Origin of the sequence: uncultured Roseibium sp., from assembly GCF_947496995.1 — a bacterium.
Taxonomy (GTDB): domain Bacteria; phylum Pseudomonadota; class Alphaproteobacteria; order Rhizobiales; family Stappiaceae; genus Roseibium.
This window is the reverse complement of sequence record NZ_CANMFD010000001.1, coordinates 342,621-356,150: the sequence shown is the minus strand read 5'-3', so window position 1 is coordinate 356,150 and position 13,530 is coordinate 342,621. Positions and strand designations below refer to the sequence as shown.

Annotated in this window: 13 protein-coding genes; 10 read left to right on the top strand and 3 right to left on the bottom strand. The window is 60.7% G+C overall.

Features of this window, described 5'->3' with window-relative positions; genetic code table 11:
* Nucleotides 1–80: 80 nt before the first annotated feature.
* Genes Q1B40_RS01600 through Q1B40_RS01590 form a run of 3 tightly spaced genes read left to right on the top strand, consistent with a single transcriptional unit; the run spans nucleotide 81 to nucleotide 3,290 of the window.
* Nucleotides 81–1,184 (top strand): Gfo/Idh/MocA family oxidoreductase, encoded by a 1,104-nt coding sequence (locus Q1B40_RS01600; protein ID WP_299809013.1) that lies wholly within the window; start codon nucleotides 81–83, stop codon nucleotides 1,182–1,184.
* A gap of 21 nt (nucleotides 1,185–1,205) precedes the next feature.
* Nucleotides 1,206–2,096 (top strand): TIM barrel protein, encoded by an 891-nt coding sequence (locus Q1B40_RS01595; protein ID WP_299809011.1) that lies wholly within the window; start codon nucleotides 1,206–1,208, stop codon nucleotides 2,094–2,096.
* Between the two features lie 60 nt (nucleotides 2,097–2,156).
* A complete protein-coding gene (locus tag Q1B40_RS01590) occupies nucleotides 2,157–3,290 on the top strand; it encodes a Gfo/Idh/MocA family oxidoreductase (protein WP_299809006.1) in 1,134 nt (377 codons plus the stop codon).
* Between the two features lie 2 nt (nucleotides 3,291–3,292).
* On the opposite strand, the gene Q1B40_RS01585 is transcribed toward Q1B40_RS01590, so the two are convergent.
* Entirely contained in the window at nucleotides 3,293–4,324 is a 1,032-nt protein-coding gene (locus Q1B40_RS01585) for a LacI family DNA-binding transcriptional regulator (protein WP_299809003.1), read from the bottom strand.
* 184 nt (nucleotides 4,325–4,508) lie between these two features.
* On the opposite strand from Q1B40_RS01585, the gene Q1B40_RS01580 reads away from it, so the two are divergent.
* The 3 genes from Q1B40_RS01580 to Q1B40_RS01570 all read left to right on the top strand — a co-directional run bounded on the left by Q1B40_RS01580 (nucleotide 4,509) and on the right by Q1B40_RS01570 (nucleotide 7,452).
* A complete protein-coding gene (locus Q1B40_RS01580; RefSeq protein ID WP_299809000.1) occupies nucleotides 4,509–5,459 on the top strand; it encodes a sugar ABC transporter substrate-binding protein in 951 nt (316 codons plus the stop codon).
* A gap of 72 nt (nucleotides 5,460–5,531) precedes the next feature.
* Nucleotides 5,532–6,656, top strand: coding sequence for an ABC transporter permease (locus tag Q1B40_RS01575; RefSeq protein ID WP_299808997.1), 1,125 nt, complete (start codon nucleotides 5,532–5,534; stop codon nucleotides 6,654–6,656).
* 1 nt (nucleotide 6,657) lies between these two features.
* Nucleotides 6,658–7,452 (top strand): ATP-binding cassette domain-containing protein, encoded by a 795-nt coding sequence (locus Q1B40_RS01570; RefSeq protein WP_299808994.1) that lies wholly within the window; start codon nucleotides 6,658–6,660, stop codon nucleotides 7,450–7,452.
* Between the two features lie 37 nt (nucleotides 7,453–7,489).
* Here the strand turns inward: Q1B40_RS01570 and ubiB are convergent, their stop codons facing one another.
* A complete protein-coding gene (gene ubiB, locus Q1B40_RS01565; RefSeq protein WP_299808991.1) occupies nucleotides 7,490–9,073 on the bottom strand; it encodes a 2-polyprenylphenol 6-hydroxylase in 1,584 nt (527 codons plus the stop codon).
* Nucleotides 9,074–9,076: 3 nt separating this feature from the next.
* Nucleotides 9,077–9,826 (bottom strand): bifunctional demethylmenaquinone methyltransferase/2-methoxy-6-polyprenyl-1,4-benzoquinol methylase UbiE, encoded by a 750-nt coding sequence (ubiE, locus tag Q1B40_RS01560; RefSeq protein WP_299812479.1) that lies wholly within the window; start codon nucleotides 9,824–9,826, stop codon nucleotides 9,077–9,079.
* Between the two features lie 290 nt (nucleotides 9,827–10,116).
* On the opposite strand from ubiE, the gene mutM reads away from it, so the two are divergent.
* From mutM to Q1B40_RS01540, 4 genes are all read left to right on the top strand, one after another.
* Nucleotides 10,117–11,010, top strand: coding sequence for a bifunctional DNA-formamidopyrimidine glycosylase/DNA-(apurinic or apyrimidinic site) lyase (gene mutM, locus Q1B40_RS01555; RefSeq protein WP_299808988.1), 894 nt, complete (start codon nucleotides 10,117–10,119; stop codon nucleotides 11,008–11,010).
* A gap of 100 nt (nucleotides 11,011–11,110) precedes the next feature.
* Complete coding sequence (locus Q1B40_RS01550; RefSeq protein ID WP_299808985.1) at nucleotides 11,111–11,884, top strand: enoyl-CoA hydratase; 774 nt, start codon at nucleotides 11,111–11,113, stop codon at nucleotides 11,882–11,884.
* Between the two features lie 179 nt (nucleotides 11,885–12,063).
* Complete coding sequence (gene rpsT / locus Q1B40_RS01545) at nucleotides 12,064–12,330, top strand: 30S ribosomal protein S20 (RefSeq protein WP_068408966.1); 267 nt, start codon at nucleotides 12,064–12,066, stop codon at nucleotides 12,328–12,330.
* Nucleotides 12,331–12,975: 645 nt separating this feature from the next.
* Nucleotides 12,976–13,416 (top strand): rhodanese-like domain-containing protein, encoded by a 441-nt coding sequence (locus tag Q1B40_RS01540; RefSeq protein WP_299808978.1) that lies wholly within the window; start codon nucleotides 12,976–12,978, stop codon nucleotides 13,414–13,416.
* Nucleotides 13,417–13,530 lie beyond the last annotated feature (114 nt).

Here is a 13,530-nt window from a genome sequence, read left to right as displayed (position 1 = left end):
TGCAACTTGCGTGGTTTCTAATCTCAAGATACAAAGTTTGCAACCGGTTGCAAATTATATTTCCGCGGGAGGCTAGGGGAATGAAAGACATCGGCATCGGAATCATCGGCGGTGGCTACATGGGCAAGGCTCACGCCGTTGCCATGGCCAGCGTTGCTGCCGTGTTCAACACCGCACTCCGCCCCCGGCTGGAAATGATCTGCGCCACCAGCATGGAAAGCGCCGAGCGATACAGGCGTGCCTACGGCTTTGCCCGGTGCACGGATTCCTGGCTCGACCTCGTCCAGGACCCGGGTGTCGAAGCCGTCATCATCGCGTCACCGCAAGACACGCATCGCGCTGCCGCTGAAGCCGCATTCGCCCTCGGCAAACCGGTATTCTGTGAAAAGCCGCTGGGCGCCTCGCTGAACGACAGCCGCGCGATGGTGGCTGCGGCGACGGCAAGCGGCGCCATCAACATGGTGGGTTTCAACTATATCCGCACCCCCGCCAGCCACTTTGCGCGCCAACTTGTGGCAGACGGCGAAATCGGCGACGTCACATGGTTTCGCGGCGAGCATACCGAAGATTTTCTGGCCGACCCGCAGGCCCCCGCGACCTGGCGCACGACGGGCATGTCAAACGGCACCATGGGGGACCTGGCACCGCACATGATCAATGGCGCGCTGGCGCTGATCGGCCCGATCACCCGCCTGATCGCCGAGGTCGAAACCGTGCACGCTGAACGGCCCGGTGGCAGCGTCACCAACGACGATCACGCCCAGATGATGTGCCGCTTTGAAAACGGCGCAATGGGGCAGATGTATTTCAGCCGGATCTCGACCGGACGCAAGATGGGCTATGCCTACGAGATCTCCGGCACCAAGGGGGCGATCCGCTTCGATCAGGAAGATCAGAACGCCCTGTGGCTGTATCGTATGGAAGGCCCCGATGCGACGCGCGGTTTCACCAAGATCCTGGCCGGCCCCGCGCATCCGGATTACGAACCCTTCTGTCAGGGGCCGGGCCACGGCACCGGCTACCAGGACCAGATCATCATCGAGGCCAAGGATTTCCTGACGGCCATCGACACCGGCAAGCCGGTCTGGCCGACCTTTCGCGACGGTATGGAGGTCAACCGCATCGTGGCCACCGCCCTCGCGTCTTCCGAATCGAAAACCTGGCAGGACGTGGCGGCGTTCTGAGTATCTGAAAGGCTACGCAAAATGACTATTCGCATTGGCAATGCCCCGTGTTCATGGGGCATCGAATTCCCAAGCGATCCTTCCTACCCCACATGGCAGTCGGTCCTCGACCAGTGCGCAGGCGCGGGATACAAGGGGATCGAACTCGGACCCATCGGCTACATGCCCGAGGATCCCGCCATTCTTGCGCCCGCGCTGGCGGAACGCGATCTGGAAATCATCGGTGGTGTCGTGTTCCGCCCCTTCCATGATCCCGCGAAATGGGACGAAGTCCTGGACGCAAGCCAGCGTACCTGCAAGGCGCTGGTGGCGCATGGGGCACAGCATCTGGTGCTGATCGACAGCATTTCGCCCCGCCGCGCCCCCACGGCCGGCCGTGCGGATGAGGCCGAACAGATGGGTTCGGCAGAATGGGCCGCCTTCCGCGAGCGTATCGAAACGATTGCCAGGATGGGCACCGAGGAATACGGCCTGACCGTCGGCATTCACGCTCATGCCGCCGGCTTCATGGACTTCGAGCCAGAGCTCGAACGCCTGCTGGACGAGGTCGACGAAACCATCCTGAAGATCTGTTTCGACACCGGCCATCACAGCTATGCCGGCTTTGACCCGGTGGCTTTCATGGATCGTCACATGGACCGCATTTCCTACATGCACTTCAAGGACATAAATCCTGCAGTCAAAGCCGACGTGGTCGCCAGGCGCACCGATTTCTACAAGGCCTGCGGCCAAGGCATCTTCTGTAATCTCGGTCAGGGTGACGTGGATTTTCCCGCCGTCCGTCAACGTCTTCTGGATGCCGGTTTCGAAGGCTGGTGCACGGTCGAGCAGGACTGCGACCCCTCCATGCCGGGCACCCCGCTTGAAGACGCACGGGCCAACCGCGAATACCTTCAATCCATCGGATTCTGACTGCCGACCGGGACCCGGTTGGCGAATGTCGAACATAGTAATGCCAGGAAAGGCAAAGACATGGCAAAATTGAAATGGGGCATGATTGGTGGCGGTGAAGGCAGCCAGATCGGACCGGCGCACCGGCTGGGGGCGCAGGCTGACGGGCTTTTCGAATTTGCCGCCGGCGCATTGGACCACCGTGCGGACATTGGCCGAGACTATGCCCGCAGGCTCGGTGTGGCGGCAGACCGCGCCTATGGCGATTGGCAGGAAATGCTGGCCGGAGAACGGGACCGCCCCGACAAGGTGGATCTGGTTACGGTGGCAACCCCGAACTCCACGCATTTCGAGATTACCAAAGCCTTTCTTGAAGCCGGGTTCAACGTTTTGTGCGAAAAGCCGATGACCATGCAGGTCGACGAAGGCGAGGAGATCGTCAAGGTGGCCAAGGCCACGGGAAAGATCTGCGCGGTGAACTACTGCTACTCGGCCTATCCGATGGTGCGTCAGGCGCGGGCAATGGTGCAGGCGGGTGAAATCGGCAAGGTACGCCTTGTGGTCACCAACTTCAGCCACGGCCATCACGGCGATGCAGCAGATGCGGACAATCCCAGAGTCCGCTGGCGCTATGACCCGGCCATGGCCGGGGTTTCCGGCCAGTTTGCGGATTGCGGCATTCACGCGCTTCACATGGCCAGCTTCATCTGCAACGACGAGGTCGCCACACTGTCCGCCGATTTCGCATCGACGATCCCCAGCCGCGTGCTCGAGGACGACGCGATGGTCAATTTCCGCCTGTCGCGCGGAACGGTCGGTCGGCTGTGGACGTCATCGGTTGCGATCGGCCGCCAGCATGGCTTCGATATCCAGGTGTTTGGCGAAACCGGCGGCCTGCGCTGGCAGTCCGAGCAGCCCAACCAGTTGATCTACACACCGGTGGGCGGCCGCACACAGATCATCGAGAAGGGCGAGGCCGGACTGCACGCCGACGCACAGCGTCTGTCGCGCGTTTCCATCGCGCATCCCGAAGGGTTTCCGCTGGCAGTGGCCAACATCTATTGCGATCTGGCCGATGCAATCCGGGGTGAAGTCCGGGACGGTCTGCCGAACTCTTCCGATGGCGTGCGGTCGATGGCGGCAGTCCACACGGCCGTGGCTTCGGCGAAGAACCAGGGCGCCTGGATGGACGCCCGGCCGCCGATGTTCCGTTAACTTCAGCCGGAAGCCAGGGTAGCCCCGGCTTCCGGCGCCTTCAAGGGACGCAAGGTGCCGCGTTCGACAATCTCGCAGGCAAATATCCGGGACTCGGGCAGCCGGTCCGGATCCTTCAGCATTTCGGTCATCAGCTCGATGGAGGAGGCGACGATGTGACGGATCGGCTGGCGGATGGTGGTCAGATTGATGTTCTGCCACGCGGCCATTTCCATGTCGTTCAGACCGATGATGCCGATATCGCCCGGCACCGTCAGATTGCATTCTCCGATTGCCGACAGCGCGCCGATGGACAACACGTCGTCACCGCCGAAATAGGCCTGTGCGGGATCATCCGCCAACAACCGCAACATCTCGCGCCGGCCGGCTTCGAACGAATAGGCGTCGGCAAAGGAATGTCTGACGCGAATGTTCGGGTGGTTCGCCATTTCCGCCAGAAATCCATGCAACCTGTCCTGTGTGGAGGTTGCTGTTTCCGGACCGCCAAGAAACCCGACGTCACTGTATCCACGCGCGATCAGCGTGCGTGCCGCCATCCGCCCGCTTTCGATATTGTCGATGCCGACGACATGGACTTCGGGTGAGCTGGTCGGGCGGCCAAAGGCGTGCACGACAGGCATGCCTGCATCGCGAAACGCCTTGGAAAATCCCGGCGGCAGTGTCGACGAGGCCACCACGACACCATCGACCGAATATTGCCGCAGCATGCGCACGGAACTTGCCGGATCGGTTTCATCGGAAAGATTGACCAGCAGCGGGCGCAGGTCCTTTTCCTGCAGCGCACGGGTGAACCGGTCGAAAACCTCCAGGAAGATGGGGTTGTGAAAGTTGTTGGAGACAAGACCGATCAGCTTTGTCCGCCCTGTTGTCAGGCTTGAGGCAAGCGCGTTCGGGCTGTATCCGAGTTCGGCGGCGGCCTTCAGGACGCGGCGGCGCATCTTGTCAGAAACTGAAGCGCCATCGGTGAAGGTGCGCGAGACCGCGGAGCGTGAAACGCCCGCACGAATAGCGACATCCTTTAAAGTCTTCGGCATGCTCACAAATCTCCGACCCGATTGCGGCTCCTTTTATCATCAGGCTCATCAAAACGCATGGTGACACTGATTGAAGTCTTTTGCAACCGGTTGCAATTTTTTCCCGGATGTGATTGTCTGGAATACGAAGGGCGGACCAACGCCGTTTTCGGACCAGAGTTCTGGTCAAAACTGGGAGGACTACATGACTTCAATTTTAAAGAAAGCCGCACTTGCGATAGCTGTCGCGGCGGTGCCGCTGATGGCGGCGACCGCGGCCTCCGCCGAGGGGGAGAAATATGTCCTGGTGAGCCACGCGCCCGACAGTGACAGCTGGTGGAACACCATCAAGAACGGCATTGCGCTTGCCGGCGAGCAGATGGACGTCGAGGTCGAATACCGCAACCCGCCGACCGGCGATGTCGCCGACATGGCCCGGATCATCGAACAGGTCGTCGCATCGGGGCCCAACGGTCTCATCACCACTCTTGCCGACTACGATGTGCTTCAGGGGCCGATCAAGGATGCCGTCGCATCCGGTATCGACGTCATCATCATGAACACCGGCACGCCTGAGCAGGCCCGTGACGTCGGCGCCCTGATGTATGTCGGCCAGCCCGAATATGACGCCGGCCTTGCAGCCGGTACGCGCGCCAAAGGCGACGGCGTGACCGCATTCCTGTGCGTCAACCACGCCATTCAGCAGCCCACGGTCGGGGAACGCTGCCGCGGCTTTGCCGACGGTCTCGGCGTCGAACTGGGCGATTCCATGCTGGACAGCGGCACCGACCCGGCAGAAATCAAGAACAAGGTCCTGGCGTATCTGTCGGCTCACCCTGAAACCGACGGCATCCTGACGCTGGGTCCGGTCTCCGCAGGCCCGACCATGCAGGCGCTGAACGAAAACGGCATGGCCGGCGACATCTATTTCGGTACGTTCGACCTGGGCGATGAAATCGTCAAAGGCATCAAGTCCGGTGTCATCCAGTGGGGGATCGATCAGCAGCCCTTCCTGCAGGCCTACATGCCGGTCGTCATCCTGACCAACTACCACCGCTACGGCGTTCTGCCGGGCAACAACATCAACTCTGGCCCCGGCTTCGTCACCGCTGACGGGCTGACCAAGGTTGAAGAGTTCGCCGGCGAATACCGCTGAACTTAGCGGAGGCGCCCGATAGCGGGCGCCTCCGTCTTTCAATTCTTCCAATCGAGAAACGGAGCGCGAGCGATGTCAGAGACAACGCAGCCAAAGCCTGTTGCCGATGAACGTGTCAAGGAAATGTCGTCGCTTCGGCGCGCCCTGATCCGGCCCGAACTTGGTGGGATCTGCGGTACGATCGCCGTATTCGCCTTCTTTCTGCTGTTTGCCCACGACAGCGGCATGTTCAACAGCCAGGGCGTACTGAACTGGTCGACCGTATCGGCGCAGTTCATGATCATAGCGGTGGGGGCCTGTCTCCTGATGATCGCCGGCGAATTCGACCTGTCAGTCGGTTCGATGATCGGCTTTGCCGGGATGATGATCGCGATTTTCTCGGTAACGCTCGGCTGGCCTGTCTGGCTGGCCATCCTGGTGGCGTTTGTCCTTTGCCTCGCGATCGGGGCGCTCAACGGGGTGATCGTGGTCAGGACCGGCCTTCCCAGTTTCATCGTGACGCTGGCGACGCTGTTCATCCTGCGCGGTTTCACGATCTATTTCCCTCAGCTTCTCGAAAACAAGACCATCATCGGCGGTATCCGCGAGCAGGCCGAGGGCGATTGGCTCGCTCCGTTTTTCGGCGGCAAGATCCTGACCGGATTTTTCCAGTTTCTCGGCGAACATGACCTCATCGCCACGTTCGAGCGCGGCTCGAGGCAGGGCGAACCGGTTGTCGACGGGATCCCGATGCTGATCGTCTGGGCGATCCTGCTGATAATCTTCGGCCATGTGCTGCTGACCAAAACCAAGTTCGGCAACTGGATCTTCGCCTCCGGCGGCGACGCACAGGCCGCGCGCTACGTCGGCGTGCCGGTGAACAGGGTAAAGATCCTCATGTTCACCTTCACCGCCTTCTGCGCAACGGTTTTCGCCACCTGCCAGGTCATGGAGTTCGGCTCCGCGGGCGCGGACCGGGGTCTGCTGAAGGAATTCGAGGCCATCATTGCGGTTGTTATCGGCGGCGCCCTGCTGACCGGTGGCTATGGATCCGTTCTGGGGGCTGCCCTGGGCGCGCTGATCTTCGGTGTCGTTCAGCAGGGACTGTTCTTCGCCGGTGTCGAAAGCTCCCTGTTTCGGGTGTTCCTCGGCGTGATCCTTTTGCTCGCCGTGATCCTGAACACCTATATTCGGCGCATCATCACAGGGGAGCGGTAACATGAATTCCCGAACCACCCATGCACCCATCATCCAGATGAAAGGGATCGAAAAGCATTTCGGTTCCGTCATCGCCCTGGCTGGCGTGTCCGTCGATATCTTCCCCGGTGAATGCCACTGTCTCCTGGGCGACAACGGCGCAGGCAAATCCACCTTCATCAAGACCATGAGCGGCGTCCACAAGCCGACGAAGGGCGAAATCCTCTTCGAAGGTCATGAGATGCACTTCGAGGATCCGCGCGACGCGATTACCGCCGGTATCGCGACCGTCTATCAGGATCTGGCCATGATCCCGCTGATGTCTGTGGCGCGGAATTTCTTCATGGGGAACGAACCGACCAAAAAGATTGCCGGCATATCGTTCTTCGACCGCAAGCATGCCGATCGGGTGACGATGGAGGAAATGAGCCAGATGGGCATCAACCTGCGCGGCCCGGACCAGGCGGTCGGCACGTTGTCCGGCGGCGAACGTCAGACCGTCGCCATCGCCCGCGCGGTGCACTTCGGGGCAAAGGTGCTGATCCTCGATGAACCGACGTCGGCTCTCGGGGTGCGGCAGACCGCGAATGTTCTGGCGACCATCGACAAGGTGCGCAAACAAGGCATCGCCGTGGTGTTCATCACCCACAACGTGCGCCATGCAATGGCTGTCGGTGATCGTTTCACCGTCCTGAACCGGGGCAAGACCCTGGGCACCGCCCAACGAGGTCAGATCGAGCCGGAAGAGTTGCAGGATCTGATGGCAGGCGGTCAGGAACTGGTCGCGCTCGAGGGCAGCCTGGGCGGCACCGTCTGAAGTATATGGGGATCAAGGATCCCCATATGCATCTGCGCTAGAAGATCACATGCACGGCGATGGCGCCCACTGACAGGGCGATCACCCAGAGCGCGATCCTGCCCGAACGGGTGTGGCGCGCTTCCGCCTTGCCTATGGCTTCGGCGGTGTTGCTGTCAAAGCGCAGACCGGAAGCGGTCATTCTTTCCAGTTCCTCGGACATGCGGCCGATCCTGTCGGCGAATATCGGCATGTCGTTGGCGATCCGGGCCAGCGCGGAAAATGCATCGCCCGCATCGCGGAGCTTGCCGGCCGGACCGAGATTTTCCCTGATCCAGGTTCCCACCACCGGCTCGGCGGTCCGCCACATGTCGAGGTTCGGATTGAGCGAGCGGGCCACGCCCTCGACCACGACCATGGTCTTCTGCAGCATGAGCAACTGGGTCTGGGTGCGCATTTCGAAGAGTTCGGTGACCTCGAACAGCTGGGTGAGCAGCCGGGCCATGGAAATCTCGCTGGCGTCGTGCCCGTGGATCGGTTCGCCTATGGCGCGGATCGCCTGGGCAAACATGTCGACATCCTGATGGGCCGGCACATATCCGGCCTCGAAATGGACTTCCGCGACGCGCTTGTAGTTGCGGGTGATGAAGCCGAAGAGGATCTCCGCCAGAAAACGGCGCTCGCGCTTGTTCAGGCGGCCGACGATGCCGAAATCGACGGCGACGAGCGTGCCGTCGGCCTGCACGAACAGATTGCCCTGGTGCATGTCCGCGTGGAAAAAGCCGTCCCGCAGGGTGTGGCGCAGGAAGCTCTGGATGACCGCAGCGCCCAGCGCTTCCAGGTCATGACCGTCTTCGCGCATGCCCTCGACGTCCGACATCTTGCGGCCGTCGATCCACTCCATGGTGAGCACGCCCTTGGCGGTGCGCAGCCATTCGACACCGGGCACCCGGAAGCCCGGATCGTTGGCGGTATTTTCGGCCATTTCCGACAGGGCCGCCGCCTCGAGACGGAAATCCATTTCCATGGCAACGGATTGCGCCAGCGTGTCGATGACGGCTACGGGCCTGAGGCGGCGCGAGGGGGCATGGAACTTCTCGGCCAGACGCGCGACCAGATAAAAGCTCTCCAGATCCTGCTGGAAGCGGCGCGCGACGCCCGGGCGCAGGATCTTCACGGCGACTTTCCGCTCCGCGCCATCGCCATCGCGGATCACGGCGGGGTGCACCTGCGCGATGGAGGCGGCCGCGACCGCTTCTCCAAACTCGGCGAAGATCTCTTCCACCGGCTGACCCAGCTGTTCGGAAACAGCGCTGCGGGCTGCATCGTGACCGAAGGCGGGCAACCTGTCCTGGAGCGCCGACAGCTCGCGGGCGGCGTCCTTGCCGACCACATCGGCGCGGGTCGCAAGGAACTGACCAAGTTTGACGTAGGAAGGACCCAGCCTGTTAAGGGCGTCCGAGAGGCGCAGATCCGCGCTTTTGCTCTTTACCGCCCGGCGCTCCAGAAGCCGCGCCGAGGCAATGACGAACCTTGGCCCCGCCGGCAGGTCCGGAAGGGAGACCAGACCGAACACGCCCTCGCGCGCCATTACAAATCCCGCCCGCACCAGACGGAAAAAAGGCATTACCGGAAGCGCCATCTATCAGAGTTTCCAGCCGGTATGCAGAGCGGCGATGCCGCCGGAATAGTTGCGATATGTGACCCGTTCGAACCCGGCCTCGCGGATCATCTCGGCAAAGCGCTCCTGGTTCGGGAAGTTGCGGATCGATTCCACCAGATACTGATAGGGATCGCCGTCTCCCGTCACCATCTTGCCTATCGCGGGAATCGCCTTGAAGGAAAAGGCATCATAGGCCTTGTCGAGAAGCGGAACCTCGACCTCCGAGAACTCCAGGCAGAGGAACCGCCCTCCCCGCTTCAGGACACGGTACGCCTCACCGAGCGCCTTGGGGATGTCCGGCACATTGCGGATACCGAAGGCGATCGTGTAGGCGTCGAAACTCCTGTCGGGATACGGCAGCTCTTCCGCATTGCCTTGTGCAAACGTGATCAGGTTGGAAAGACCGGCCTTTTCAGCCCGGTCCCGGCCCACACCGAGCATGGATTCGTTGATGTCGCAGACCACGGCCTCGACCGTCTCGCCCGACCGGCGCACGACCCTTGTGGCGATATCGCCGGTGCCCCCGGCCACGTCGAGAAGACGCCAGCCCCGGCCTCCCGATTTCGGCGGCGCAAGATGCGAGACCATCGCGTCTTTCCAGACCCTGTGAAAACCGCCGGACATCAGGTCGTTCATCAGGTCATAGCGCTCGGCAACCTTGTGAAAGACATCGTCCACCAGGGCCTGTTTGCGGCCCTCGTCAACCCTGGTGAAGCCGAAGCTGGTCGGCATGTCTTCCGGAGAACGGCTGGATGAACCGGTCTGCCCGTGTGCCTGCTGCGTCATGAAGCGCCTCCAAGGTCAACTTTTGCGCGTTGCTGCGAACGCGGATGCTGGTGCGGGATCTGTCTCGTCAAAGTGCGCCGAACCATAGTACAAGCCCTTGCAAAGCGCTATCTTCGCCGGGATAGAAAAGCCATATGACGCAGGCCTATAACGCGCAACGGAAGCTGAAACCAGACCCCGGGAGCAACTAATGTGCGATCCGATGACACCAGACAGCCAACCACGAGAAGCTTCAAATGCCTGAACTGCCGGAAGTCGAAACCGTCAAACGGGGTCTCGCGCCGACCTTCGAAGGCGCGCTCATTGCACGGGTCGAGCAGAACCGCCCGGATCTGCGCTTTCCGTTTCCGGCCGGTTTTGCGGACCGGCTGACAGGGAAGCGGGTGACGGCGCTCTCGCGCCGATCAAAATATCTGCTTGCGGACATCGACAGCAACGACGTCCTGATCATGCATCTGGGCATGTCCGGGTCGTTCCGGATCGAGGCTGGCCTTGCGGAGGATCTTCCCGGCCAATTCGCCCATCCGCGCAACAAGGACCCGAAACACGACCATGTGGTGTTCCACCTGGAAACGACGGCGGGACCCGGCGCGCGCATTATATATAATGACCCGCGCCGCTTCGGCTTCATGGACCTTGTGTCCCGGCCGGAGCTGGCCGCGCACCCCTATTTCAGGGAACTCGGCCTGGAGCCGCTTGGCAATGAACTGAGCGGCGCCACCCTGGCGCGGCTGTTCGCGGGGCGCAAGATGCCCCTGAAGGCCGCGCTGCTGAACCAGAAGTTCATCGCGGGCCTCGGCAACATCTATGTATGCGAGGCTCTCTGGCGAACGGGCCTCAGCCCGCAAAGCCCTGCCGGCATGCTGGCGACAAAATCCGGGCGGCCGGCAAAGAAGGCCGACCTTCTTGCCGCGAACATCCGGGCGATCCTCGAAGAGGCCATCAAGGCAGGCGGCTCCTCCCTGAAGGACCATACGCAGACCGACGGCACGCTCGGCTATTTTCAGCATTCCTTTGCCGTATATGACCGGGAGGGCGAGGCCTGCAGGACGCCGGGCTGCGCAGGCAGCATTGCCCGGCTGGTGCAATCGGGACGGTCGACATTTTATTGTCCCTCCTGTCAGGCATGAGGATAATCGGCTAGCCGAAGAGCCAGCCTTGCCAGACCTGCCTTAGGTCAGGTAGGCATTGCGCTTAGCTTTGACACGTCCAGGCACAGGAGCGGGTGAAATGGGATATGAAAACATCCGCGTTGAAAAACGCGGTAAAGTCGGTCTGATCACTCTGGACCGGCCGAAAGCCTTGAACGCGCTGAACGCGGCTCTGATCGCGGAACTCGGCAAGGCGCTGGACGGGTTCGATGCGGATGAGAAGATCGGCTGCGTCGTGATCACCGGATCGGAAAAGGCTTTCGCCGCCGGTGCGGACATCAAGGAGATGCAGCCGCATAATTTTTCCTCCGCCTACCAGAACGATCTGATCACCCCCTTCGACAGGGTGTCGCGGAACCGCAAACCGATCATTGCCGCCGTTGCCGGCTATGCCCTGGGCGGCGGGTGCGAGCTTGCCATGCTGTGCGATTTCATCATCGCGGCGGACACCGCCAAGTTCGGCCAGCCGGAAATCACGCTCGGCGTCATTCCCGGTGCGGGTGGCACGCAGCGGCTGACACGTTTCGTCGGCAAGTCGAAAGCCATGGAAATGGTGCTGACCGGACGCATGATGGACGCCAAGGAAGCCGATCGTGCCGGCCTGGTCAGCCGGATCGTCCCGGCGGACGATCTGATCGAGGAAGCCCTCAAGGCCGCCGAAAAGATCGCCGACTTCTCGCTGCCGGTGGTCATGATGGCCAAGGAAAGCGTCGACCGGGCGTATGAGACCACTTTGTCAGAAGGCATCCGTTTCGAACGCCGTGTGTTCCAGGCGATGTTTGCGCTTGAAGACCAGAAGGAAGGCATGAGCGCCTTCGCCGAGAAACGGACACCACAGTTCCGGAACAAATAATCTTGCCGGTTTCAACGATAAAGCCGTTGACGGCAGACCTAACGGCCATTATAAGCTGCGCCCAACCGGTGGCGGACTTTCGCCGCCGTTGTTGTTTTGATCGGGTCTTGCCGCCGTTGCGTTTCGGTCCCGATCGCCACCGGACACCAGTCCCAAAATACCGATCAGGATAAGAGCCCATGGCCAACACACCATCGGCCAAGAAGGCGGCCCGAAAGATTGCCCGCCGGACGGCCACGAACAAAGCCCGCCGTAGCCGCATGCGCACCTACCTGCGCCAGGTTGAAGAAGCAATTGCTTCCGGCGACCAGAGCGCTGCCAGCGAAGCTTTCAAGGCTGCACAGCCGGAACTCATGCGCGCTGCGTCAAAAGGCGTTCTGCACGCCAATACGGCGTCCCGGAAGGTTTCCCGTCTCAATGCCCGTATCAAGGCACTTGGCGCGTAATCACTCCGTCACATGACTTTCAAAAAACCCGGCCAGCGTGCCGGGTTTTTTTTAGCCGTGCAATTTTGTGGATGACGCCGGACAGCAACCATGACGGGCATTTGATGTATTTCAGACCCTCAGAATGCTGACATGAATTATTCCACGTTTCCAATACCTTATGAACATGTAAGATTTGTGGAAGGCGCTCAAACCGGATTCGATGTGAGTCAAGGTATGTGTGCCGAATTTTTTTTTATTAATGTTGTTTTTCCACTGTGACAGGTCGCCCCGCTGGCAAAAGTCATTGCGGTCAAAAGCATTTGTTCCGTCACCCACAGCCGGCCAGTTTCCTGTGACGTCGGGGCAGAAACAGGCGACTCTCCGCATTCGCCCAAACGGGCTGTTGCCCCGTCGGGCGCTGTCTGTATATTAACAAGCGGCTGGCGGAGAAAGACCAGCGGACAACTCAAAAGATGGTGCTTGGATCAACAATGAATAAGTCACTAAGATACAAAACTAAGCACGCAGTTCGTAGAATTCCGGATGAATACATTAATTTATTCGGCACCCAGGGCGCCTAGCTTCGGCTTCGGCCCAATCTTCTTCTCGAAAATCTAATTTTTCTTTAAATCGATAGCTTAACGGCTATTGAAGGGGGCAATAGTGCATTTTGTCGGTGGCTACGCTGGAAACGTCGAAGCGTTGGAGGCTTTCAACGAGCTGTCCAATACTCAGGACGCGACCCTTGTCGATGTGCGCACTCAAGCGGAATGGGCCTTTGTCGGCGTGCCCGATCTGCGTCCGATCGGAAAGGAAGCCATCCTTGCTGAATGGCAGAGCTTCCCGTCTTCCGGACCGAATCCGGAGTTCGTGGCGAAGGTTTCCGATCTTCTGGTCAAAAAAGGACTTGACCAAAGCGCGCCAATCTATTTTCTCTGCCGCTCCGGAGCCCGGAGCCAGGCAGCGGCAACAGCCCTGACTGAAGCCGGCTATACCCGGTGCTTCAATATTTCCGATGGCTTCGAAGGCCCGCTCGATGCAGACAGTCATCGCGGCACCAGCTCCGGCTGGAAGGCGGCCGGGCTGCCCTGGATTCAGAATTAGTTACCCCATCAAGAGGGAAACGGGCGACGGGAAATTTTCCCGCCGCCAATACCAAAACCGTCCCAAAAGGGACAATATAATGCCGCAAAAGCGGCAAGGCGTAGGTAGAAGAAC